Annotated in this window: 24 protein-coding genes; 14 read left to right on the forward strand and 10 right to left on the reverse strand. The window is 73.5% G+C overall.

Annotated elements, in window-relative coordinates:
• Window positions 1-10: 10 nt before the first annotated feature.
• Entirely contained in the window at window positions 11-2,254 is a 2,244-nt protein-coding gene (locus MUB56_RS06160; RefSeq protein ID WP_244931024.1) for a transglycosylase domain-containing protein, read from the reverse strand.
• A gap of 263 nt (window positions 2,255-2,517) precedes the next feature.
• On the opposite strand from MUB56_RS06160, the gene MUB56_RS06165 reads away from it, so the two are divergent.
• Window positions 2,518-2,817 carry a WhiB family transcriptional regulator gene (locus MUB56_RS06165; RefSeq protein ID WP_244931025.1) on the forward strand — a complete coding sequence of 100 codons (300 nt, stop codon included), beginning with the start codon at window positions 2,518-2,520 and terminating at the stop codon, window positions 2,815-2,817.
• Between the two features lie 24 nt (window positions 2,818-2,841).
• Here MUB56_RS06165 and MUB56_RS06170 read toward each other — a convergent pair whose 3' ends face one another.
• From MUB56_RS06170 to MUB56_RS06180, 3 genes are read right to left on the reverse strand one after another with little or no spacing between them, the layout of a single operon-like run.
• Complete coding sequence (locus MUB56_RS06170; protein WP_244931026.1) at window positions 2,842-4,023, reverse strand: ArsA-related P-loop ATPase; 1,182 nt, start codon at window positions 4,021-4,023, stop codon at window positions 2,842-2,844.
• On the reverse strand, window positions 4,023-5,033 hold the full coding sequence (locus MUB56_RS06175; protein WP_244931027.1) for an ArsA-related P-loop ATPase: 1,011 nt from the start codon (window positions 5,031-5,033) through the stop codon (window positions 4,023-4,025). Before MUB56_RS06175 ends, MUB56_RS06170 begins: the two co-directional genes overlap by 1 nt.
• Window positions 5,034-5,064: 31 nt before the next feature.
• The gene (locus MUB56_RS06180; RefSeq protein WP_244931028.1) at window positions 5,065-5,826 is read right to left on the reverse strand and encodes an IclR family transcriptional regulator; all 762 of its coding nucleotides are present in this window, start codon (window positions 5,824-5,826) and stop codon (window positions 5,065-5,067) included.
• Between the two features lie 104 nt (window positions 5,827-5,930).
• Here MUB56_RS06180 and MUB56_RS06185 point away from each other — a divergent pair, with 104 nt between their 5' ends.
• The 5 genes from MUB56_RS06185 (at window position 5,931) to MUB56_RS06205 (ending at window position 9,799) form a co-directional block, all read left to right on the forward strand.
• Window positions 5,931-6,749, forward strand: a complete 819-nt coding sequence (locus MUB56_RS06185; protein ID WP_244931029.1) for a CoA transferase subunit A — start codon at window positions 5,931-5,933, stop codon at window positions 6,747-6,749.
• Entirely contained in the window at window positions 6,749-7,375 is a 627-nt protein-coding gene (locus MUB56_RS06190) for a 3-oxoacid CoA-transferase subunit B (RefSeq protein ID WP_244931030.1), read from the forward strand. Before MUB56_RS06185 ends, MUB56_RS06190 begins: the two co-directional genes overlap by 1 nt.
• Window positions 7,376-7,642: 267 nt before the next feature.
• On the forward strand, window positions 7,643-8,380 hold the full coding sequence (locus tag MUB56_RS06195; protein WP_244931031.1) for an SDR family oxidoreductase: 738 nt from the start codon (window positions 7,643-7,645) through the stop codon (window positions 8,378-8,380).
• Window positions 8,377-9,276, forward strand: a complete 900-nt coding sequence (gene sigJ / locus MUB56_RS06200; RefSeq protein WP_244931032.1) for an RNA polymerase sigma factor SigJ — start codon at window positions 8,377-8,379, stop codon at window positions 9,274-9,276. The genes MUB56_RS06195 and sigJ overlap by 4 nt, the downstream gene beginning before the upstream one ends.
• Before the next feature lie 55 nt (window positions 9,277-9,331).
• Complete coding sequence (locus MUB56_RS06205; RefSeq protein WP_244931033.1) at window positions 9,332-9,799, forward strand: DUF3060 domain-containing protein; 468 nt, start codon at window positions 9,332-9,334, stop codon at window positions 9,797-9,799.
• A 41-nt stretch (window positions 9,800-9,840) separates the two neighbouring features.
• Here the strand turns inward: MUB56_RS06205 and MUB56_RS06210 are convergent, their stop codons facing one another.
• A complete protein-coding gene (locus tag MUB56_RS06210) occupies window positions 9,841-11,193 on the reverse strand; it encodes an MFS transporter (protein WP_244931034.1) in 1,353 nt (450 codons plus the stop codon).
• A 91-nt stretch (window positions 11,194-11,284) separates the two neighbouring features.
• On the opposite strand from MUB56_RS06210, the gene MUB56_RS06215 reads away from it, so the two are divergent.
• The 3 genes from MUB56_RS06215 to MUB56_RS06225 are packed head-to-tail and all read left to right on the forward strand — an operon-like array spanning window position 11,285 to window position 13,814.
• Window positions 11,285-12,574: an Nramp family divalent metal transporter gene (locus tag MUB56_RS06215; protein WP_244931035.1), complete on the forward strand. Its 1,290-nt coding sequence runs from the start codon at window positions 11,285-11,287 to the stop codon at window positions 12,572-12,574.
• Window positions 12,575-12,611: 37 nt separating this feature from the next.
• A complete protein-coding gene (locus tag MUB56_RS06220) occupies window positions 12,612-13,214 on the forward strand; it encodes a dihydrofolate reductase family protein (protein ID WP_244931036.1) in 603 nt (200 codons plus the stop codon).
• Between the two features lie 9 nt (window positions 13,215-13,223).
• The gene (locus MUB56_RS06225; RefSeq protein WP_244931037.1) at window positions 13,224-13,814 is read left to right on the forward strand and encodes a YdeI/OmpD-associated family protein; all 591 of its coding nucleotides are present in this window, start codon (window positions 13,224-13,226) and stop codon (window positions 13,812-13,814) included.
• A gap of 53 nt (window positions 13,815-13,867) precedes the next feature.
• Here the strand turns inward: MUB56_RS06225 and MUB56_RS06230 are convergent, their stop codons facing one another.
• The 4 genes from MUB56_RS06230 to MUB56_RS06245 form a co-directional block, all read right to left on the reverse strand.
• Window positions 13,868-16,267 carry an FtsX family ABC transporter permease gene (locus tag MUB56_RS06230; RefSeq protein WP_244931038.1) on the reverse strand — a complete coding sequence of 800 codons (2,400 nt, stop codon included), beginning with the start codon at window positions 16,265-16,267 and terminating at the stop codon, window positions 13,868-13,870.
• The gene (locus MUB56_RS06235; RefSeq protein WP_244931039.1) at window positions 16,264-17,013 is read right to left on the reverse strand and encodes an ABC transporter ATP-binding protein; all 750 of its coding nucleotides are present in this window, start codon (window positions 17,011-17,013) and stop codon (window positions 16,264-16,266) included. Before MUB56_RS06235 ends, MUB56_RS06230 begins: the two co-directional genes overlap by 4 nt.
• A 180-nt stretch (window positions 17,014-17,193) precedes the next feature.
• Window positions 17,194-17,877, reverse strand: coding sequence for a response regulator transcription factor (locus MUB56_RS06240; RefSeq protein ID WP_244931040.1), 684 nt, complete (start codon window positions 17,875-17,877; stop codon window positions 17,194-17,196).
• Window positions 17,874-19,028 carry a histidine kinase gene (locus MUB56_RS06245; RefSeq protein WP_244931041.1) on the reverse strand — a complete coding sequence of 385 codons (1,155 nt, stop codon included), beginning with the start codon at window positions 19,026-19,028 and terminating at the stop codon, window positions 17,874-17,876. Before MUB56_RS06245 ends, MUB56_RS06240 begins: the two co-directional genes overlap by 4 nt.
• Window positions 19,029-19,109: 81 nt before the next feature.
• On the opposite strand from MUB56_RS06245, the gene MUB56_RS06250 reads away from it, so the two are divergent.
• The 5 genes from MUB56_RS06250 to MUB56_RS06270 all read left to right on the forward strand — a co-directional run bounded on the left by MUB56_RS06250 (window position 19,110) and on the right by MUB56_RS06270 (window position 22,504).
• Window positions 19,110-19,268 carry a DUF4177 domain-containing protein gene (locus tag MUB56_RS06250; RefSeq protein ID WP_244931042.1) on the forward strand — a complete coding sequence of 53 codons (159 nt, stop codon included), beginning with the start codon at window positions 19,110-19,112 and terminating at the stop codon, window positions 19,266-19,268.
• Entirely contained in the window at window positions 19,268-19,726 is a 459-nt protein-coding gene (locus MUB56_RS06255; protein WP_244931043.1) for a RidA family protein, read from the forward strand. Before MUB56_RS06250 ends, MUB56_RS06255 begins: the two co-directional genes overlap by 1 nt.
• Window positions 19,727-19,729: 3 nt before the next feature.
• On the forward strand, window positions 19,730-20,596 hold the full coding sequence (locus MUB56_RS06260) for an NUDIX hydrolase (protein WP_244931044.1): 867 nt from the start codon (window positions 19,730-19,732) through the stop codon (window positions 20,594-20,596).
• Window positions 20,593-21,414 (forward strand): MBL fold metallo-hydrolase, encoded by an 822-nt coding sequence (locus MUB56_RS06265; protein ID WP_244931045.1) that lies wholly within the window; start codon window positions 20,593-20,595, stop codon window positions 21,412-21,414. Before MUB56_RS06260 ends, MUB56_RS06265 begins: the two co-directional genes overlap by 4 nt.
• Before the next feature lie 181 nt (window positions 21,415-21,595).
• Window positions 21,596-22,504, forward strand: a complete 909-nt coding sequence (locus MUB56_RS06270; RefSeq protein WP_244931046.1) for a DUF559 domain-containing protein — start codon at window positions 21,596-21,598, stop codon at window positions 22,502-22,504.
• 56 nt (window positions 22,505-22,560) lie between these two features.
• Here the strand turns inward: MUB56_RS06270 and MUB56_RS06275 are convergent, their stop codons facing one another.
• Window positions 22,561-23,238 carry a Crp/Fnr family transcriptional regulator gene (locus MUB56_RS06275; protein WP_244931047.1) on the reverse strand — a complete coding sequence of 226 codons (678 nt, stop codon included), beginning with the start codon at window positions 23,236-23,238 and terminating at the stop codon, window positions 22,561-22,563.
• Between the last annotated feature and the right edge of the window lie 47 nt (window positions 23,239-23,285).

Genomic DNA, 23,285 nt, shown 5'->3' on the forward strand with positions numbered 1-23,285 from the left:
GGGGCGCGGGTCAGCGCCCGCCGCGCCCACCACCGCCGCCTCGGCCACCGCGACCTCCGCGGTCGTTGTCGTCGTTGCCCCGGCCCCCGCGGCCACCACCCTGCCGGGGCGGCGGCGCGGGCGCGGTGACGCCGACACCCTTGACGCCCGAGGGGTAGACGAACTCCGCGTTGTCGAAGAGATCGAGCGCCGCGCGCATCGCGCTGCCCCAGATCGGCGCGGCGAACCCGGATCCGGAGGCGCCATAGATCGTGGTCGGGCCGATGTTCACGCCTTCCAGGCTGGACGGGGTGCCCTGCTGGTTGGCGCCGGCGATCATCGCCGCCGCCGCCATGGTCGGGGTGTAGCCGGCGAACCACACGGAGTTGCCGCCGTTGGTCGTACCGGTCTTGCCGGCGGCGTCGCGGCCGAGGCTCTGGGCGGAGGCGAACCCGCCGTCGATGACGCCGCGCAGGATGTCGCTGACCGCGTCGGCGGTGCTCTCCTGCAGGACCTGGGTGCAGGTCGGGTCGTACGTCTTGAGCACGTTGCCCTTGCTGTCCTCGATCGAGGTCACCGGCCGGGCGTCGCAGTGCTTGCCGCGGGCGGCGAAGGTGGCGTACGCCTCGGCCATCTCCAGCGGGCTCACGTCGGCGGTGCCGAGGGTGAAGTTGGGGATCCGCTCGGCGCCGTTGCCCCGCGAGTCGCCCGTGGGGTTGTCGAGGTCGAGCCCCATCTTCTTGGCCAGCTTGAACGGCTCGCAGATGCCGGTCTCCTTCTCCAGGCCGAGGAAGAAGGTGTTCACCGACAGGCGGGTGCCGTTGTACATGTTGGCGGTGATGCTGCCGGTGGTGGAGTTGGGGACCGTGAACTGGCCGTAGCCGTACGGCTCGCCGTCACAGTCCTCGTAGTCCTCCTCCTGGAACGTGCCCGGGTCGGGGGAGTTGATCGCCTTGGAGAGCGGGATGCCGTCCTCGATGGCCTGGGCCAGCACGAACACCTTGAACGTCGAGCCGCCCTGGAAGCCCTTGGCGGCGCCGTACTTCGCGTTGACGGCGTAGTTGATGAACGTCTGGCCGGCCTTCTTGTCGCGGCCCATCGGGCGGGACTGGGCGATCGCGCGGACCTCGCCGGTGCCGGGCTCGACCATGGCCAGGCCGCCGATCGCCTGGGCCTCGGGGTAGACGCGGTCCTGGACCGCGGCGTCGGCGCCGTCCTGGAACCGCTGGTCCAGCGTCGTCTTGATCGTCAGGCCGCCGGACCTGAGCTTCTTCTCGCGTTCGGCGCGGGTCTCGCCGAGGGACTTGTCGCGCAGGAGGTACTTCAGGACGTAGTCGCAGAAGAACGGCGCCGAGGCGGAGGTGCAGCCGTTGTTGGCCGGCTGCACGCGTAGGCCGAGGGCGCGCTGCTTGACCCGGTCGGCCCGCTCGGCGGGGATGACGTTGAGCTGGGCCATCCGGTCCAGGACCACGTTGCGGCGACTCAGGGCCCGGTCGGGGTTGTCGGTCGGGTCGAGGGCGTCCGGGCTCTGCACCAGGCCCGCCAGCATCGCGGACTGACGGAGGTCGAGCTTGCGGGCATTGACGTTGAAGTAGTGCTTGGCCGCGGCCTGGATGCCGTAGGCGCCGTCGCCGAAGTAGGCGATGTTGAGGTAGCGCTCCAGGATCCAGTCCTTGCTGTGCTCCTCCTCCATCGCGATGGCGTAGCGCAGCTCCCGCAGCTTGCGGGCGTAGTCGGTGGCGGTCGCCTCGCGGCGCTCCTCGTCGGTGCTCGCCTGGGTCACCAGCGTCTGCTTGACCAGCTGCTGGGTGAGCGACGAGCCGCCCTGCACCGACGCGCCGTCGTTGGCCGCGTTGGTCAGGAAGGCGCGCAGCGTGCCCTTGAGGTCGAGGGCGCCGTGCTCGTAGAAGCGGTAGTCCTCGATCGCGACGATCGCCTTGACCATGGTGCGCGAGATCTGGTCGAGCGAGACCTCGACCCGGTTCTGGTCGTAGATCGTCGCCATCACCTGGCCCTGGCGGTCCAGGATCTGGGTGCGCTGGGGGAGGACCCCCGTGTCGAGCTCCTCCGGCAGGTCGGAGATCGCCTCGGACGCGTTGCGGGCGCCCACGCCCACCACCCCGGCGAACGGGATCGCCAGACCGGCGACGATGACGCCCAGGACGGCCGAGACCGCCAGCATCACGGCGACGTGCGAGAGCACCCGGCTCGCGGTCAGGCGCTCCCCGCGCGGGGCGGGCGTCGGCGAGGACGGCGGGCGGGAGGACTGCGGCATGGCTCCCAGGGTACGGGAGCGCGGGGACAGCCCCGGCTTCCCCGAACGCGGCCCCGATCCGGGCCAGACGCACCCCGGAGGACGACCCCGCGTGCTGCCCGAGTCGGGCATAGTCCGAAATGACTAGTTAGTTCGGACTAGTGAATCTGGGCCCTTTGTGTCTGTCTGTCCTCCCGGCGGGTCTTTACCTTTAGGCCCGAGGGACTCCGGGAACACGCGTCATGGGGACGCGATCCGTCTCGGACGATGTGGGGACATCAAACATGTGGGTTGAGGACTGGACGCCGCGCGCCGCCTGCCGGACGGCTTCGCCGGACCAGCTGTTCGTGCGAGGCGCCGAGCAGAACAAGGCCAAGCAGCTGTGCTCGGGTTGCCCGGTGCGCACCGAGTGCCTGGCCGAGGCGCTCGACAACCAGATCGAGTGGGGCGTCTGGGGTGGCATGACGGAGCGGGAGCGCCGCGCGCTGCTGCGCCGCCGCCCGAACGCCTCGTGGCGCTCGATGCTGGAGACCGCGCGGGAGCAGGGCGACCAGCCCGCCGCCGCGCCCGTCATCCACGTCTGATCGGGAGGGCTCGCCCGCCGGGCGTCAGCCCTTGGCGAGCAGCGCCCCGACCCGCCGCAGGCCCTTGAGGTCGTGCACGTCGGTCGGCAGGGCCGGCACCACGGCCGTCGCGACGTACGGGTGCGCCGCGGCGAAGCGGTCCCGCAGGGTCGCCTCGCGCTCGGTGGTCCGGACCCGGTCGGCGTGCAGCCGGAGCAGTCCGGCCGTCAGCGACGTCGGGTTGCGCTTGCGCAGCCGGGCCGCCGCGGCCATCGCCTCGTCCGCCGACAGGCGACCGCGCGGCGCCGGGCTCGCCCGGTTGACGACCAGGCCGGCGAGCGGCATCCGGTCCTCACCGAGCCGCTCCACGAAGTACGCCGCCTCGCGCAGCGCGTCCGGCTCGGGCGCGGCGACGACGAGGAACGCCGTACCGTCGGCCTGGAGCAGCGCGTAGGTCTTCTGCGCCCGGGCCCGGAAGCCGCCGAAGACGGTGTCGAGGGCGGCGACGAAGGTCTGTACGTCGCGCAGCACCTGGCCGCCGAGGATCTTGGTCAGGGCGTTGGTGATGATCGCGAAGCCGGCGCTCATCAGCCGGGCCGGGCCCTTCGCCGGCGTGAGCATCAGCCGGATGAACCGGCCGTCGAGGAAGCTGGAGAGCCGCTCGGGCGCGTCCAGGAAGTCCAGTGCGGAGCGCGACGGCGGGGTGTCGACGACGATCAGGTCGTAGCTCCCGTCGCGTCGGGCATCGGCGTGGAGCTGGCCGAGCTTCTCCATCGCCATGTACTCCTGGGTGCCGGCGAACGAGCTCGACAGGGCGATGTAGAAGGGGTTCGCCAGGATCTGCTCCGCCTTCTCCGGGCTGGCCTGGCCCTCGACCACCTCGTCGAAGGTGCGCTTCATGTCGAGCATCATCGCGTCCAGGCTGCCGCCGGCGGCCGGGTCGACGCCGGTCACCGGCCGGGGGGTGTTGTCGAGCTGCTGGATGCCCATCGCCTGGGCCAGCCGGCGCGCGGGGTCGATGGTCAGCACCACGACCTTGCGGCCGCGCTCGGCCGCTCGGAGCGCGAGCGCCGCGGACGTCGTGGTCTTGCCGACCCCGCCCGAGCCGCAGCACACGATGATCCCGGTCGAGGCGTCGTCGAGGAGCGCGTCCACGTCGAGCGTCGGGGCCGCGCCGGGGTGGGCGGCGAGCGGGCCGACCCGCGGTCGGGAGGCGCGGGCGGCCATCAGGCCATGCCCTGTTCGCGCAGGCGGGCGGCGAGGTCGTAGAGGCCGCCGAGGTCGATGCCGCCCGCCAGCAGGGGCAGCTCGTACGCCGGCGCGTCCAGCTCGGCCACCACGGCCCGCTGGGCGTCCTCCAGAGCGCGACGCTCGGCGTGGTCGCGGGCCTCGGCCGCCAGCCCGTCGACCAGCGTCTTGGTGGCCTCGACCCCGGCGGCCACCAGGTCCTCGCGGACCATCTCCTTGTCCAGGCCGGCGGAGCGGGTGGCGACCAGGTCGGCCTCGGCGATGTCGCGCGGGCGGACCCGGTTGACGACCACCCCGCCGACCGGAAGCCCGTTCGAGCGGAGCTCGGAGATGCCGTCGACGGTCTCCTGGACCGGCATCTCCTCCAGGACCGTGACCAGGTGGACCGCGGTCCGCGGCGAGCGGAACAGCGTCATCATCGTGTCGGACTGGCTCTTGATCGGGCCGACCTTGGCCAGCCCGGCCAGCTCGCCGCTGACGTTGAGGAACTGCGAGATCCGCCCGGTCGGCGGGGCGTCGAGCACGACGGCGTCGTACTGCATGGCGCCCTTGTTGCGGCTGTTGCGCTGCACCGCCTCGAAGACCTTGCCGGTGAGCAGCACGTCGCGCACCCCGGGGGCGATCGTGGTGGCGAACTCGATCACGCCGAACCGGTCCAGTGCGCGGCCGGCGCGGCCGAGCTTGTAGTACATGGCGAGGTACTCCAGCAGGGCCGACTCCGGGTCGATGTGCAGCGCGTGCACGACGCCGGCGTGCTGGTCGCCGTCCTCGCTGGGCAGGCCGGTGGCGATCCGGCGCTCGGCGTACGGGAGCGGGTCGACGTCGAACATCCGGGCGATGCCTTGGCGGCCCTCGACCTCGCAGAGGAGCACGTTGCGACCGTGCGAGGCCAGCGCCAGTGCGAGGGCCGCCGCGACCGTCGACTTGCCGGTGCCGCCCTTGCCCGTGACGACGTGCAGGCGCACCTTCGCCCACGCCGCGTCCGTCATGGCGAGAAGATTAGCCAGATCGGGGCGCGGACTAACGCGTCGCCAGGACGCGGCCGAGCTCGTGGGCCTCGCGGAGCAGCAGCGAGCCGAGCTCGGGACGACGCTCGCCGGAGAAGCGGTGGGCGACTCCGGTGAGGCTGAGGGCCCACCGCGGCAGCCCGTCACCGTCGAAGACCGCAGCCCCCATGCCCCAGCTGCCCTCGACGACCAGGCCGGGGTTGACGGCGTACCCGTGCTCGCGGGTGCGCGCGACGTGGGCGCGCACCTCCGCGGCGGCGTGCCGGGGGCCGAACTCCGGGACCAGGTCGGTGTGCGCGAGGTAGGCGTCGACCTCGCGGTCGCTCAGGTGGCCGAGCACGACCATGCCCGCCGAGGCGACGCCCAGCGGGAACCGGACGCCCGCCGACAGGACGTGGCTGCGGATCGGGAAGCTGCCGTCCTCGCGGAGCAGGCAGATCGTCTCGTCGCCGCGGCGCGCGGAGAAGAACGCGCTCTCGCCGGTCACCTGCGCGAGCCGGCGGACGAACGGCTGGGCCAGCGCGGTGACGTCGTACCGGGGCGCGGCGGTGGTGCCGAGGAAGAACAGCTCCGGGCCGAGCAGCCAGCGACCGGACGCGGGGTCGCGGTCGACGAGGCCCTGGGCGTGCAGCGAGGTCAGCAGCCGGTGCCCGGTCGGTCGGGGCAGGCCGGCCGACCGGGCGACGTCGGATGTCGTCGCGCCGTTCGGCTCGTGGGCGGAGACGGCGCGCAGGATCGAGCCGACCCGGCCGACGACGTCCGCAGGGGTGTTCACTCAGTGAACGCTAGCGCGGATCGCCTCTCACGTGCCGACTGATCGACGTCTGCTGGATGGTCGGTCGTTGACGAGACCGGGACCGGCTGGCTGTGATGGGGGGCATGGACAAGGTCGTGGGTACGGCGGCGCAGGCCGTCGCGGACATCCCCGACGGGGCGACGATCTCCGTCGGTGGGTTCGGTTTGTGCGGGATCCCGTCGGTGCTGATCGCGGCGCTGCTGGAGGCCGGCACCAAGGAGCTCCAGGCGGTGTCGAACAACGCCGGCGTGGACGGCTGGGGGCTCGGGCTGCTGCTGGAGTCCGGCCGGCTGAGGCGGATGGTGGCGTCGTACGTCGGGGAGAACAAGGAGTTCGCGCGGCAGTACCTCGCCGGCGAGCTCGAGGTCGAGCTGACCCCGCAGGGCACGCTCGCGGAGCGGATGCGGGCCGGTGGGTCGGGCATCCCGGCGTTCTTCACCGCGACCGGCGTCGGCACCCAGGTCGCCGAGGGTGGCCTGCCGTGGCGGTACGACGACGCCGGCAACGTGGTCGTCTCCTCGCCGGCCAAGCAGACCCAGGTCTTCGAGACCCCCGAGGGGCCGAAAGAGTTCGTGCTCGAGCACGCGATCGTGGCCGACTTCGGGCTGGTCCGAGCCTGGAAGGGCGACCGGCACGGCAACCTGGTCTTCCGCGACTCCGCTCGGAACTTCAACCCGCTGGCCGCGATGTGCGGGCGGGTGACGATCGCGGAGGTCGAGGAGCTGGTCGAGCCCGGCGAGATCGACCCCAACAACGTGCACACCCCCGGCGTGTTCGTGCACCGGGTGGTCGAGCTGACGGCTGAGCAGGCGGCGGACAAGCGGATCGAGAAGCGCACCACCCGGGGGGCTCCGCCCTCCGTGGACCCCCCGAACAGCGCTGCGGCGGGGAGTGATCTCTGATGGGCTGGACGCGCGAGGAGATGGCCGCGCGGGCGGCCGCCGAGCTGAGCGACGGGTCGTACGTCAACCTCGGGATCGGGCTGCCGACCCTGGTGCCGAACTACGTCGCCGACGGCGTCGAGCTGGTGCTGCAGTCGGAGAACGGCGTGCTCGGCACCGGGGCGTACCCCTTCGACGGCGACGAGGACCCCGATCTGATCAACGCCGGCAAGGAGACCGTGACCCTGCGGCCGGGCGCCTCAATCTTCGACTCGGCGACGTCGTTCGGGATGATCCGCGGCGGCAAGATCGACGCCGCGATCCTGGGCGCGATGCAGGTCTCGGCCACCGGTGACATCGCGAACTGGATGATCCCCGGGAAGATGGTCAAGGGCATGGGCGGCGCGATGGACCTGGTCCACGGCGCCAAGCGGGTGATCGTGCTGATGGAGCACGTCGCCAAGGACGGGTCGTACAAGATCGTCGAGGAGTGCTCGCTGCCCTACACCGGCCGCGGCGTCGTCCAGCGGATCATCACCGACCTGTGCGTGATCGACGTGACCGCCGCCGGCCTCCGCCTGGTCGAGCTCGCCCCGGGGGTCACCGAGGACGAGGTCCGGGAGAAGACCGAGCCGGCGCTGGTCTGAGCGGACAGTCCCTGATGCCCGCCACGGGCGTGCGAAACGTCAGGGACTGTCGGTCGGGCTCCGGGGTTCGATGTCACAGCGCGGGCGGCTGTCTCGTCCTTCGGGTATGAGCGCATCCACGATCACGTCCGCCGCAGCTTCATCACGGTATGCAGGCGAACCCGCACTCCCCGTGCCGGGTACGCCGTGGGAAGTGCAGACTGCCCTGCATACCGTGATGAAGCCGCAGGCCCCCCGCCCCGCCCCGACCCACCCGGAGGCCGTCCGATGAAGATCGCCGTCGCCGGAGCCACCGGGGTCGTCGGCCACCACGTCGTCGAGGTGGCCCGGGCACGAGGCCACCAGGTCGTCGAGCTGGCCCGCTCGCTCGGCGTCGACCTGACCACCGGGGCGGGGCTCGCGGAGCGGCTGGACGGCGTGGACGCCGTCGTCGACGTGACCAGCGTGCCGACGCTCAAGCGGGAGGAGGCCGAGGCCTTCTTCGGTGCCGTCACCCGCACGCTGCTGGCCGGCGAGGAGCGGGCCGGGGTCGGCCACCACGTCGCGCTCTCGATCGTGGGGGTCGACGACGTACCGTCCGGCTACTACCGCGGCAAGCAGCTCCAGGAGCGCCTGGTCCGCGAGGCCCCGGTCGGGTGGAGCATCCTGCGGGCCACCCAGTTCCACGAGTTCGCCGAGCAGGCGCTCGGATTCATGCGCCTGGGCCCGCTCTCGCTGGTGCCCGGGATGCTCAGCCAGCCGATCGCCGCCGTCGAGGTGGCCGAGGCGCTGGTCGACCTCGCCGAGGCCGGTCCTTCGGGCCGGGTCCCCGACCTCGCCGGTCCGGACAGGCTGTCGATGGTCACCCTCGCGCGGCGCGTCTCGAAGGCCCGGGGCCTGGGCCGCCGCGTCGTCGGGCTCCCCGTGCCCGGGGCCGCCGGACGCGCGATGCGCGGCGGCTCGCTGTGCCCGGACACCGACGGCCCGCGCGGCCGGATCACCTTCGAGGAGTGGCTGGCGTCGTGAGCGACCGCCTCGCCGAGGAGTACGACGCCGCGCGGCCGCGGCTGGTCCGGGTCGCCTACGCGATCCTCGGCAGTCACGCCGAGGCCGAGGACGTGGTGGCCGACTGCTGGCTGCGCCTGGTCGAGGCGGACCGCCGGGACCCGGTCCGCGACGTGCTCGGCTGGTCGACGGTCGCGGTCTCCCGCGCGGCGCTGGACGTGCTCCGCTCGGCCCGCCTCCGGCGGGAGAGGTACGTCGGCCCGTGGCTCCCCGAGCCTGTCGTGACTCCTGCCGTCGCGGCCGCCGGCGACCCCGCCGAGCGGGTCACCCTCGACGAGTCGGTGCGCTACGCGCTGCTCGTGGTCCTCGAGCAGCTCAGCCCGGCGGAGCGGACGGCGTGGGTGCTGCACGACCTGTTCGGGATGGCGTTCCCGGAGGTCGCCGCGGCGGTCGGGCGCAGCCCCGCCGCGGTCCGGCAGCTGGCCAGCCGCGCGCGCCGCCATGTCGCGGAGCGGACCCCGCGGGTCGACGTCGACCGGTCCGCGCACGACCGGGTCGCCGCGGCCTTCGCGGTCGCCGCAGCCGGGGGAGACCTGGCCGCTCTGGTGCGGACCCTCGATCCCGAGGTGGTGCTCACCGGCGACGGGGGCGGGGTCGTCAACGCGGCCCGGCGCCCGGTGCTCGGCCCGGATCGGGTCGCCCGCTTCGTGCTGGGCACGCTGCGTCGTACCGCCGCGGGCACCGGCAGGTCGGTGGTCGTCGAGGTCAACGGCGCGACCGGCTTCGCCGTGGTCGAGGAGGACGGGCACGTCTCGACGGTCCTCTCGCTGACCGTCGATGACGACCGGGTCACCCGCGTCGACATCGTGCGGGCACCCGACAAGCTCGCCGGGATCGCGCTTGGAGCGTCCTCCTAGCGGGCAGGGAGTCTGCGTCCGGGCCGACGGGGCCCGTCTGCCGAGGAGTCCCACGTTGCGCCTGCCCGCTCTCGTCCTGTCCGTCGTCGCCGTCACCGCCGCCACCCTGGTCGCGACCCCCGCCTCCGCGGCCGTGGTGGTGGACTGCTCGACCGGCCCGGTGACCGTCCGGGGCACCGACGAGGTCTACACGCTGACCGGCGCCTGCTCGAAGGTCACCGTCCGCGGCAGCGGACTCAAGGTCTCGCTGACGTCGGCGACCGCGCTGACCCTGCGCTCCAGCGACACCGTGGTCCGCGCCGACCGGGCCGGCACCGTGCGGGTCATCGGGGCCGGCAACCGGCTGACGGCGCAGCGCGCGACGTCGCTGACGGTGCGGGGCTCGACCAACCGGACGACGTTCGAGCGGCTGCGGAAGGTCACCGTCCGAGGCGCCGGCAACCGGGTCGTGGTGCGCCGGGGGCGGACCGAGGTCCGGGTCGTCGGCGCGGCCAACATCGTCCGCGTGGCCAAGCGCCGGTAGTCACCCGCGGCCGGTCACGCGGGCCGGTCACACGGGGCCGGTCACGCCATCCGGGTCCGCGCCGCGGCGAGGGTCCCGAGGACGGCGAACGCGGCGGCGAGCACGAAGACCGGGACGAACGGGTCGGCTCCGGCACGGGTGGCCGTGGCGTAGACGATGCCGGACGCCGAGAGCGCGAAGGCACCGCCGAGCGAATCGGCGATCGAGAGGGCCGAGGAGTTGAAGCCGCGGTCGGTGGCCGACGAGGCCGCCAGCATCGCGACCCCGGTCCGCGGGTAGCCGAAGCCCATGCCCGCACCGGCGACGACGTACGACGCCACGGCGAGCGCGGGATGCAGGTCGGCGGCCACCACGAGCGCGAGTACGACGATCCCGCCGAGCACCAGGGCGGTGCCCCAGACCATCGCGGCGGTGTCCGAGACCCGCGCGCCGAGCCGGGACTGGACCTGGCTGGCCGCGGCCCAGACGACGCCGACGATGGTCAGGGCGATGCCGGCCTGCCCCGGGCTCTGGCCCCACTGCTCCTGGAGCACGAAGACGATGTAGGCCTCCGCGCAGAAGAAGGAGGCGCTGAGCATGCCCCGGGTGGCGACGACGGCGGGCAGGCCGCGGGCCCCGAGCAGGGCACCCGTCGGGAGCAGCCGGCGCAGCGCCACGACGGTCACCACGAAGGCCGCCGCGGCCAGGGCGAGGAGCGCCCCGCGCCTCGACCCGAGCAGCTCGAAGCCGAGCACGGCGCCGGCCGCCGCGACCGCCCACAGCAGGCGGCCGGCCGGGAACGGGGTGTCGGCGACGGTGACCGGCGCCCGGCGCAGCGCGGGGGCGACCAGGCCCGCGGCGATCGCCACGAGCGCCACCACGCCGAGGAAGACCCAGCGCCAGCCGACGGAGTGGGCCACGAACGCGGCCAGTGCGGGACCGAACAGCGAGGGCAGCACCCAGGCCGCGGCGAAGCTCGCGAACACCGCCGGCTGCAGCGCGGCCGGGAACACCAGCCCGACCAGCACGTAGAGGCACACCGTGACCGCGCCGCCGCCGAGGCCCTGCAGCACCCGGCCGGCGACCAGCGCCTCCATCGTCGGCGCGGTCCCGCAGACGACCAGTCCGAGCGAGAACAGCACCAGCGCCACGCCCAGCGGCAGTGCCGGCCCGCGTCGGTCGCTCCAGCCGCCGGCGGCCACCATGCCGACGACGCCGCTGGCGAGCGGGGCGGCGAACGACAGCGCGTACAGCCCGACCCCGTCGAGCCGGTCGGCGACCGTCGGCATCACCGTCGTCACCGCGGTCGCCTCGAAGGCCACGAACGCGCACAGGGCGAACATGCCGATCGTCGTCGCGGCGTACGTCGGCGACAGCAGCCGCTCGCGCGGCGGCGGAGGGGCGGTCACGGTCACCCGAGGACGGTAGAACTTCAAGCCGGTTTGAAGTCAATCGAGATTCGGTGTCGCGCGTTCACCGACTGACCCGGGTGGGCACCCTGAGGAGATGACCGACCTCGGGAACCAGTCCGACACCGCACGAGCGCCGCGCTGGAGGGTGGTCGGCCCCGGCCTGGTGGTCGCCGCGACCGGCGTCGGCGCCGCCGACCTGGTCGCGACCCTCGTCGCGGGCGCGAAGTTCGGCTACACCCTGCTGTGGGTGGCGGTGCTCGGCGCGGTCATCAAGGTGGTCCTCGTCGAGGGCGCCGGCCGCTACTCGCTGGCCACCGGCCGCACCATCTTCGAGGGCTGGCGCAGCCTGGGTCGCTGGACGACGTGGTACTTCGCGCCGTACATCGTCGTGTGGGGCCTCGTGTACGGCGCCACCGCGATGTCGTCCTCCGCGCTGCCGCTGGTGGCGCTCTTCCCGGACCTCTCGCTGCGCTGGACGGCGGTCGTGATCGGGCTGGTCGGGCTGGTGCTGGTGTGGTTCGGCACCTATGCGGCGTTCGAGAAGGTGATGGCCGCGCTGGTCGGGGTCATGTTCGTCACGGTGGTCGGTGCGGCGCTGCTGGCGACGCCGAACCTCGGCGAGATCGTGCTCGGGCTGCGCCCGATCTTCCCCGACGACTCGGTGGTCAACGTGCTCGCGATCGCGGGCGGCGTCGGCGGCACGATCACGCTGGCGGCGTACGGCTACTGGCTGCGGGAGAAGGGCTGGAGCACCCCGAAGTTCATGCGCGTGATGCGGATCGACAACGGGGTCGCGTACGCCGTCACCGGCGTCTTCGTGGTCGCGATGCTGATCGTCGGCGCCGAGCTGTACCACTCCGTCGGCATCGCCGCCGAGACCGGCGACCAGGCCCTGGTGCAGCTCTCCGACATCCTCGACGAGCGGTACGGCGAGGTCTTCGGCAAGGTGTTCCTGATCGGGTTCTTCGCCTCGTCGTTCTCGTCGCTGATCGGCGTGTGGAGCGGCGTCAGCCTGATGTTCGCCGACTTCGTCGGCAACCTGCGCGACCTGCCGTCCGGGCACCCCGACACCCGCACCGGCGGCCGCTACTTCCGCGGCTACATGCTGTGGCTGACCTTCCCGCCGATGCTGCTCCTGCTGCTCGACGAGCCGGTCGGGCTGATCCTGGCGTACGGCACCCTCGGCGCGCTGTTCATGCCGTTCCTCGCGATCACCCTGCTGGCGCTGCTCAACAAGCGTCGGGCCGGTGCGCTGCCGCACTCCGACGTGCCCGAGGAGTGGCGCAACGGCTGGCTGTCCAACGGGTTCATGGCGCTGTGCGCGGTGCTGTTCATCGCGCTGGCGGTCAACGAGATCCGGGAGACGCTGGCGCCGTACGTCTGATCGATGACTTCTCGGCCCGCCCGCGGTCGGTAGAGGCATGGGCAAGGTCATCGCGAGCATCACGGTCTCCGTCGACGGCTACGTCACGGGGCCGGACGACAGACCGGGGCAGGGCCTCGGCGTAGGCGGGGAGCGGCTGCACTACTGGGTGATGGGCGGGCCGTGGACGTACGACGGCGAGCACACCCCCGGTGAGGTCGCCGGCGCCGACAAGGACTTCTTCGAGGAGCTGGTGGCCGAGATCGGCTCCGGCCTCATCGGCCGCGGGATGTACGACGCGGCCGGGGCGTGGGGCGACACCAACCCGTTCGGCGGGCCGGTCGTGGTCCTCACCCACGGCCTCGACGACGCCCCGCCGGTCGAGAGCGGCTTCACCTTCGTCCCGGACTACGCCACCGCGATCGCGCGGGCGCGCCAGGAGGCCGGCGACAAGGCGGTGTCCGTCGGCGGCGGTGCGCACGTGATCCGCCAGGCGCTGGCCGCGGGCGACGTCGACGAGCTGGTCCTCTCGACCGCGCCGGTCGTGCTCGGTGCCGGCAAACGGCTCTTCGAGGGCTTCGAGGAGGACCTGGACCTGGAGATCCTGCGGGTGCACGCCTCGCCGCTCGCGACCCACGTGCGGTACGCGGTGAGACACTAGATTCCCTCCATGGCCGATCTCGATGAGCTGCTCGTCCCCGACGCCGCCGCGTGGCGGTCCTGGCTGAGCGAGCACCACGCCGACTCGCCGGGGGTGTGGCTGGTGCTGACCAAGAAGGGCGGCGACGTCACCGCGCTCAACCGGGCCGCCGCCCTCGACGAGGCGCTCTGCTTCGGCTGGATCGACGGGCAGGCGCGCAGCCGCGACGAGGCCACGTCGTACCAACGGATGACGCCGCGGACCGCCCGCAGCCGCTGGTCGCAGATCAACGTCGGGCTGGTCGCCCGGCTGGAGGCCGAGGACCGGATGATGCCCGCCGGTCGGGCCGCGGTCGACGCGGCCAAGGCCGACGGTCGGTGGGCCGCGGCGTACGCCCCGCCCTCGACCGCCGAGGTCCCCGCCGATCTGGCGGCGGCGATCGCGGCCGACCCGGCCGCGCAGGCGATGTTCGACGTGCTGACCAAGACCAACCGTTTCGCCCTGATCGTCCGGCTCGGCGCGGTCAAGCGGGCGGAGACGCGGGAGCGGAAGATCGGGGAGTTCGTCGCGATGCTCGCCCGGCAGGAGACGGTCTACCCGCAGAAGGCTCGCCCGTCCTGAGAGTCGTGTCCCCGAGCGCGCGCCGGGGCGCACGCTGAGGGACACGACCCGGCTCAGTCCAGTGCCAGCCCGGCCGCGGGGGCGACCTTCGCGGCCCGGCGTGACGGGAGCACCCCCGCCAGCAGCCCGGCCACCCCGGCGACCAGGACGACGATGGCGAGCTGGCCGCCGGGCAGCACGACCGTCGCGTCGTCGACGGCCGGGTCGACGAGCGTCCGCACGGCCACCCAGGCGAACACCACGCCGATGGCCGTGCCCAGCACCGTCGCGACGACCGAGAGCAGCACGGCCTCCGCGGCCAGCATCCGGCGCAGCTGACGGCGGGTCAGGCCGAGCGCTCGGAGCAGCGCGTTCTCGCGGGCCCGCTCCAGGACGGACAGCCCGAGCGTGTTGCCGATGCCGATCAGCGCGATCACGACCGCGATGCCGAGCAGCGCGACGACCGCACCGGTGAGGATGTCCAGCTGCAGCTCCACCCACGCGCGCTCGGCGAGACCGTCGGTGAGGTCGGCGTCGGCGTTGGTGGCCAGCGCGCCCAGGTCGCCGGCCAGATCCTCGGTGTCGGCCGCGTCGTCGGCCCGCACCCACACCGCTCGGGGCAGCGGGTTCGCGACCAGCCGCGCCAGGGTCTCGGGCGCGACCAGGCCGGCCTCACCCCAGCCGTCGCCGGTCGCGACGCGCAGCCGCTCGGTGCGGCCGTCGACGGTGACCTCGACCCGGGCCGGCACCTCGCCGTCCGGCAGCACGCCGTACGGCAGCGTGATCACGCCAGGCTCGGGCAGCACGACGGTGTCGTCGCGGACCAGGTCCGTCGCCGGCCGGGACGCCAGCAGGGTGAGCTCCCCGATGCCCTCGACCTGCGCGGGCACGCCGTCGAGCGCGACCGCGTCGTGCACCCCGGCGGTCGCTCGGACGTCGGCGAGCAGGGTCGCGGGCAGCGGTGCCCCGGTCGAGGTCAGGGTCAGGTCGACCGGGTGCGAGGTGTCCATGTCTCCGGCGACCGCGCTGCGCGAGCTCGCGAGCCCGGTCAGCACGGCCGTGGTGAGGGTGACACCGACCAGGAGCGATGCCGTCGTGGCGGCGGTACGACGGGGGTTGCGCACGGCATTGCCGGTCGCGAGCCGGGCCGTGGTGCCCCGGCCGAGGGACCCGGCGGCGCGGACCAGGGCGGGCATCAGCAGCGGGCCCAGGACCAGCACGCCGGTGAAGGCGAGCGTCCCGCCGGCGAGCATCACCACCACGTCGTGCCCGGACATCGCCGCCACGAGCAGCGCGGCGCCGGCGAGCACGAGGAGCACGCCGGCCGACGTGCGGAGCAGCCCACCGGCGGTGCGGACGTCGACGCCGGTGTCCGGGCGCAGGGCGGTCAGGGGGCTGACCCGCACGACCTTCCGGGTCGGGAGCCAGGAGGCGATCACGGTGACGAGCAGGCCGACGACGAACGCGCCGGCGTACCAGCTCGGCGAGACGGACGCGCTGCCCATGGTCCCGGTCGGCATCTGGCTGCGGGCGATCGCGACCAGGCCGTGGCCCAGCAGGGTCCCGGCGACCAGGCCGAGACCTGCCGAGGCCGCGCCGAGCGCGAGCGCCTCGATCCGGATCGAGCGGAGCAGCTGGCGCCGCGTCGCGCCGACGCAGCGCAGCAGGGCGAGGTCGCGCTGCCGCTGGGCGAACAGGATCGAGAACGTGTTGGCGATGACCAGCACCGAGACGAACAGCGCGATCGCGGCGAAGACCAGCAGCACGATCGCGATCACGTCGACCTCGCGGGTCAGCTCGGCCTGCCGGTCTTGGACGAACTCGCCGGTCGGCTGGACCTGTGCGCCCGTGCCACGTGCAGCCGCAGCGGCGCCGTCGCCGGCGTACGCGACGCCGTCGACGTAGAGGCTCGACGTCCAACGCTCCACGTCGGACCAGGGCAGGTAGAGCGCGGCGCCGGCGGTCGCGGCCGGGCTGTCGACCAGGCCGACGACCTCCACCTCGACGGCCCGGGCCCCGGCGCCGATCCGTACCCGGTCGCCGATCCCGAGGCCGTTGGACTTGGCGTCGTTGAGGTCCGCGACGGCCTGACCCGGTCCGGTCGGCCAGGCACCGTCGCGCAGCTCCTGCCAGCGCAGGGCGGCGTCGTCGGCGAGGGCCGCGACGTCGGCGCTCTGGTCGACGACGCCGCCGTCGGAGGTGACCGGCAGGGTGACGTAGCCGAGCACGGCCGCGCTGTCGCCGGCCTCCGCGGCGCGTCGTACGACGGTCGCTGCGTCGTCGGCGCCGAGCTCGGAGACGACCGAGTCGGACCCGCGGAAGGGCAGCCCGACGCCGGCGACCAGGCCGTCCTTGGTGGCCGAGGAGAGGGCGCTGGTCACGACGACGAACGAGACGCCGATGACGATCGCGACGGCGGCGGCGACGTACCGACGGGCGTGGGTGCGCAGCGACGCGAGCAGGACCGTCCTCATCGCTCGCCCCGCAGCGTCGCGACCAGCTCGTCGGCGGTGGGGTCGACCAGGTGGGCGCGGACGGTGCCGTCGGCGATCACCACGACGTCGTCGGCGTACGCCGCGGCGTCCAGCTCGTGGGTCACCATGACGACGGTCTGGCCGAGCTCGCGCACCGAGCGGCGCAGGACGGCCAGCACCTCCGCGGACGACTCACTGTCCAGGTTGCCGGTGGGCTCGTCGGCGAAGACGATCGCCGGGCTGGTGATCAGCGCGCGGGCGATCGCCACCCGCTGCTGCTGGCCGCCGGAGAGCTCGCCGGGTCGGTGCCCGAGCCGGTCGTCAAGGCCCAGGGTGGCCGTGAGCATCTCGTAGCGCTCGCGGTCGGCCGGCCGCCCCGCCAGCTCGAGCGGCAGCAGGATGTTCTGTCCCGCGGTCAGCATCGGCAGCAGGTTGAAGGACTGGAAGACGAAGCCGAGGTGCCCGCGCCGGAAGATCGTGAGCTGGTCGTCGGTCATCGCCTCCAGGCCCTGACCGGCGACGGTGACGGTCCCGGACGTGGGCTGGTCGAGACCCGCGAGGCAGTGCATGAGGGTCGACTTGCCGGACCCCGAGGGCCCCATGATCGCCGTGAACCGGCCCGCGGGGAGGTCCAGGTCGACGCCGCGCAGCGCGTGCACCTGCGCGTCGCCGCGGCCGTAGGTGCGGGTCAGGCCGCGAGCACTGGCCGCGGCGGTGGAGGTGGAGGGGAGGGCTGTCTGCGTCATGGCCCCGAGTCTTCGCGAACTCGTGGCCCGGGTCGTCAGGCTGCGGGCTGGTCCTGGCGGGCGCCGTCGTACGACCGGGGGATGACAGCCCGGTGATCGAGATGACCGCGGCGTGGAGTGGGCGGTGGGGTCTCGACCTCGCTCAGGCGCCGGGGCGCCTTCGCTGCTCGACCACCGGCTTCAGCCGACCAGCCCGGCCTCGTAGGCGAGCACGACGAGCTGGACCCGGTCGCGCGAGCCGGTCTTGGCGAGCAGCCGGCTCACGTGGGTCTTCACGGTCGCCTCGGCGACGACGAGGTGCGCGGCCAGCTCGGTGTTGGAGAGGCCCCGGCCGACCAGGACCAGTACCTCGCGCTCGCGCTCCGTGAGTCCGACCAGGCGCAGATTCTCGAGGGCCGGAGCAGCAGGGTCGGGCAGGGCAGCGGCGAAGTGCTCCAGCAGCCGCCGGGTGGTGCTGGGGGCGACGACGGCGTCACCCGCGTGCACGGATCGGATGGCGTTGAGCAGGTCGTGCGGGGCGGCGTCCTTGAGCAGGAAGGCGGCCGCGCCGGCCTTGATGGCGGCGAAGGCGTACTCGTCGAGGTCGAAGGTCGTCAGCACGATCACCCGCGGCGCGTCCGGGCGGGCGGCCAGCAGCCGGGTCGCCTCGACGCCGTCCATCCGCGGCATCCGGACGTCCATCAGCACCACGTCGGCCCGGGTGACCGCGAGCAGCGCGAGCGCCGCGGCGCCGTCGCCGGCCTCGCCGACCACCTGCAGGTCGGGCTGGCTGTCGACGAGCATCGTGAACCCGGCGCGGACCATCTGCTGGTCGTCGACGAGGAAGACCCGGATGGGCGCGTTGACGAGATCAGGTTCGCTCACAGGGGCAGCCTCGCCGACACCCGGAACCCGCCGCCCGGCCGGGGTCCGGCGGTCAGGGTGCCGTCGTGCACGGCGACGCGCTCGCGCATGCCGACCAGGCCGAGTCCGCCGCCGTCGTCGTCGCTGGCGGCGCCGCGGCCGTCGTCCTCCACGAGCACCTCGAGCGCCGTGCCCACGCTGACCACCACCCGGGTCCGGGCGCCGGGCCCGGCGTGCTTGCGGACGTTGGTGAGCGCCTCCTGGACGACGCGGTACGCCGTCAGCGCGACGCCCGCCGGCATCGTCGCCGTGGCACCGGGCCGGGGCAGCGTCGCCTCGACGTCCTCGCCGGCGGCCTGCGCCTCCGCGACCAGCACGGCCACGTCGTCGAGCCGCGGCTGCGGCCGGGTGCCGGTGTCGCCGGCGCGGAGCAGCCCCAGCATCCGTCGCATCTCGGTGAGCGCCTCGCGCCCGGTCGCGGCGATGGTCTCCAGGGTGCGGCCGGCGACGTCGGGGTCCTGCGCGGCGGCGTACCTCGCCCCGTCGGCCTGCACGACGATCACCGACAGCCCGTGCGCGACCACGTCGTGCATCTCGCGGGCGATCCGGGAGCGCTCGTCCCCGGCGGCGAGCTCGATCTGCTGGGCCGCCTCGCGCCGGATCTGCTCGCCCCGCTCGACGAGCGCGGCGACGTAGGCCGCGCGGGTCCGGCCGAGGGTGCCGAGCGCCCAGGCGGTGGCGACGATCGCTGCGATGAAGAGCACGTAGGAGACGAACGCCGTGGGGGTGAGCTGGTCGAACTCCAGCAGCCAGTCGTACGACGCCACCATGGCCCCGCAGATCCCGACCGCCAGCGCGACGGCCGCGGGGAGGGCCCGGGAGAAGCGGGCCACCGAGTAGACCGCGACCGGGAACGCGACCTGGCCCCACACCGGCTCGTCGATCACGAGCGCCTGGAGCGCGCTGGCGACGGCGACCGCGGCGAAGACGGCCACCGGCCACCGTCGGCGCACCGCGAGGGGGGCGATCTGGGCCAGCGAGAAACCGGCGCTCGCGAGCCCGATCGAGACGCCGAGCAGCGGCACCGGCAGCAGCAGGACGCCGATCAGCCCCAGGTCGAACCAGCGCCGGCGACGCTCGTCCAACCGCCACGGCTGCCGATCTGAGTCCACGAGGGCCACGGTAGAGGGCTCGGACGGCAACCGCGTCAGACCGGGGGATGACGCCGGTGCGCTCGGAGTAGGGTCGGCGCCATGACCAAGTGGGAGTACCTCACCGCGCCGATCCTGACGCACGCGGCCAAGCAGATCCTCGACAACTTCGGCGCCGACGGGTGGGAGCTCGTGCAGGTCGCACCGGGCATGAGCCCCGAGAACCTCGTCGGCTACTTCAAGCGCCCGCTGGCGGGCTGATGGCGACCCCGGAGGAGCGCCTGGCGGAGCTGGGCCTGAGCATCCCCGAGGTGCCGACGCCGGTGGCGGCGTACGTCCCCGCGGTCCGCTCCGGCCACCAGGTCTTCACCTCGGGCCAGCTGCCGATGCGCGACGGCGAGCTGATGGCGGTCGGCAAGGTCGGCGGCGAGGTCACGGCCGAGGAGGCCTACGCGTGCGCCCAGCAGTGTGCGCTCAACGCGATCGCGGCGGTGCGGAGCGTCGTCGGTGACCTGTCACAGGTGAAGCGCGTGGTGAAGGTGGTCGCGTTCGTCGCCTCGACCCCCGACTTCACCGGTCAGCCCGGCGTCGCCAACGGTGCCTCCGAGCTGCTCGGCAAGGTCTTCGGCGACGCCGGGATCCACGCCCGCTCGGCCGTCGGCGTCCCCGCCCTCCCGCTCGACGCGCCCGTCGAGGTCGAGATCCTGGTCGAGATCTAGCCGATGCGGATCCCGCTACCGCCGGTGCCGCTGCCGGAGAAGGTCGTCGCGGCCGCGCAGGAGTACGCCGCCGGCCGCCAGACGCCGGTCGAGCCGCGTGACGCCGCGACCGTCGTACTCATGCGCCCCTCCGAGCAGGGGCCCGAGGTCTACTACATGCGCCGCCACGTGACGATGGACTTCGCCGGGGGCATGTGCGTCTACCCCGGCGGCGGCGTCGACCCGCGCGACTTCGACGCGACCGTCGGCTGGGCCGGCCCGTCGCCCGCTGAGTGGGCCGCGCGGCTGCACTGCGACGAGGAGACCGCCCGCGCCCTGGTCGCCGCGGCCGTGCGGGAGACGTTCGAGGAGTCCGGAGTGCTCCTCGCCGGCACCTCGGCGACGACCGTCGTGGCCGACACGACCGGCGACGACTGGGAGGCCGACCGGGTCGCCCTGGAGTCGCGCGAGCTGGCGATGACCGACTTCCTCAACCGGCGCGGGCTGGTGCTGCGCACCGATCTGCTCGGCGTCTGGGACGCGTGGCTGACGCCGGTCTTCGAGCCGAAGCGGTTCCGCACCTGGTTCTTCGTCGCGCTGCTGCCGTCGGGCCAGCTGACGCGCGACGTGTCGAGTGAGTCGTCGTCGGTGGCGTGGATCCCGGCCGGGATCGCGGTCGACCAGGCCGACGCCGGCGAGCTCGCGCTGATGCCGCCGACGTACCTCACCAGCCTGGAGATCGGCACCCACGCCTCGCCGGCCGAGGTGTTCGAGGTGGCGGCGGTGCGGAGCGTGGAGATGTTCACGCCGGACGTCGAGCCGCTCGAGGACGGCTGGACCCTCTCGATGCCCGACCGGCTCCGGCCGCTGCTGAAGGAACGGCGCCGGTGACCCCCTGGTCCGGCGGCCGCTACGGCGACCGCGCCGAGTGCCTGCTCGCGCCCAACCCCGGGGTGATGACGCTCGACGGCACCAACACCTGGGTGCTGCGCGAGCCGGGCGCCGGGCCCGACCAGCAGCGGGCGGTCGTCATCGATCCGGGCCCGATCGAGGGCGGCCACCTGGACCGGCTGGTCGAGGAGACCGGCGCGGTCGGGCTGGTGCTCCTCACCCACCATCACTTCGACCACTCCGAGGTGGCCGTCGCGTTCGCCGAGGCCAAGGGGTGCGCGGTCCGGGCCTTCGACCCGGCGTACTGCTTGGGGGCGGAGCCGGTCGCCGACGGCGAGCTCCTCGACGTCGACGGTCTGGCGCTGCGGGTCGTCGAGACGCCCGGCCACACCGCCGACTCGATCTCGTTGGTGCTGCCGGCGCAGAAGGCGCTGCTGTCGGGCGACATGGTCCTCGGTCGCGGTACGACGGTCGTCGCCCACCCCGACGGCCAGCTCGCCCCCTACTTCGCCTCGATCGAGAAGATGCGTGCCCTGGTGGCCGCCGGTGAGGTCGAGTCCATCTGGCCCGCCCACGGCCCGGTGCTCGAGGACGCCGGCGCGGTGCTCGACCACTACCTGGTGCATCGCCGCGAGCGGCTGGCCCAGGTCGAGACCGCGCTGCGCGAGCTCGGCGAGCCGCTCACCCCCGAGCTCGCCGAGGACGACGCCCTGCCCCGGCGCGTGGTCGAGGTCGTGTACGCCGACGTCGACGAGTCGGTGTGGTTCGCGGCCGAGCTGTCCGTCCGCGCCCAGCTGGCCTACCTCGCCTCCCGTTGAGTCGTTCCCCCTGACCGTTGAGTCGTCTGACCGTTGAGTCGTCCCTCCTGACCGTTGAGTCGGGAATTCGCGCTCGCGATCCGGGCCACCGAACGTCCACAGGGCGCGGAGCTGACCCCGTCGTCCACAGGCCGGACGACGGCCCCGTCGGCGCGGCGGCCCCGCGGCCGAGCATCGGGCCATGGACTGGCCGGACCGACCCTTCAAGCGCACCGACCTCGTCGACCTGGGCCGCAGCGGCACCGACCTGCGGCGTGCCCTGCGCTGCGCCGAGGTCGACCAGCCCCTGCGCGGGGTGTACGTCGCGGCGCGCCTGGACGACACCCTCGACCTGCGGGCCCGCGCCGCGGCGCTGGCGGTCAGCCCGCACCACGTGGTCACCGACCGGACGGCGGCGTGGCTGCACGGCATCGACGCCCACGTCTTCGCCGAGCACGACGCCGTACCACCCGTGGAGGTGTGCGCCCTGCGTGGGCAGGAGCCGACGTCGCGTGCCGGGCTCGACGCACGCTCCCGCGACCTGGCACCGGCGGACGTCATGACGCTCCACGGTGTCCGGGTCACGACGCCGATGCGCACGGCGCTCGACCTGGGCTGCTGCCTGCGGCGACGCGAGGCGTACGCCGTGCTCAACGCCTTCGCGCGCGAGCACGGGCTGACGCGCGACGACCTCCGCCGGGAACTGCGTCGCTATGGGCGCCGGCGCGGAGTGGTGCAGCTCCGCGAGCTCGTCGAGCTCGTTGATCCCCGGCCGGAGTCGGCACGCGAGTCCTGGACGTTGCTGGCCATCCACGACGCGGGTCTGCCCGTGCCCGAGCCGCAGGTGTGGATCGATGTCGACGGGCGTCCGACGTACCGCCTCGACCTCGCCTACCGTCGCCGCCGAGTCTGTGTCGAGTACGACGGCCACGAGGCCCACTCGTCAGACGAGCAGCGAGCCCACGACCGGGCTCGCCGTCAGTGGCTCCGCGACCACGGGTGGACGGTCATCGTGGTGCGGGAGGGTGACTTCTCAGATCCCGGCCTCGACCGCTGGCTCGACGAGCTCCGCGCGGCACTGGTGCCGGGGTACTCGAACCGTCGATGGTGACGGGGATCCCCGACTCGACGGTCAGGAGCGACGACTCGACGGTCAGGAGGGACGACTCAACGTGCCCGACGCGCCAGCCGCTCGACGTCCATGATGACGACCGAGCGGGGCTCGAGACGCAGCCAGCCACGGGAGGCGAAGTCGGCGAGCGCCTTGTTGACGGTCTCGCGGGAGGCGCCGACCAGCTGGGCCAGCTCCTCCTGGGTGAGGTCGTGGTGGACGTGCACGCCGTCGTCGGCGGTGCGGCCGAAGCGGTCGGCGAGGTCCAGCAGCGCCTTGGCGACGCGGCCGGGGACGTCGGAGAAGACGAGGTCGGCGACGACGTCGTTGGCCTTGCGGAGCCGGCCGGCGAGCTGGGTCAGCAGGCCGCGGGCGACGACCGGACGGCCCTCGAGCCAGCGCAGCAGGTCCTCGTGGGAGAGCGAGGCGAAGGCGGCGTCGGTGACGGCGGTGACCGTCGCCGAGCGCGGGCCCGGGTCGAAGAGCGACAGCTCGCCGAACATCTGGCCGGGGCCGAGGATCGCGAGGAGGTTCTCGCGGCCGTCGGAGGAGGTGCGACCGAGCTTCACCTTGCCGTCGAGGACGATGTAGAGCTTGTCGCCCGAGTCGCCCTCGTGGAAGAGCACGTCGCCGCGGCGCAGCCGGTTCTCGGCCATCGAAGCGCGCAGGGCGGTCGCGGCCTCGTCGTCGAGGGCGCTGAACAGCGGCGCCTGACGCAGTACGTCGTTGTCCACGGGTCCTCCTGATTGACGGGTACGGCGGCCCTCACCTGCGCAAAGGC

The sequence above is a fragment of the Nocardioides sp. W7 genome (assembly GCF_022919075.1).
In the GTDB taxonomy this organism is placed as follows: domain Bacteria; phylum Actinomycetota; class Actinomycetes; order Propionibacteriales; family Nocardioidaceae; genus Nocardioides.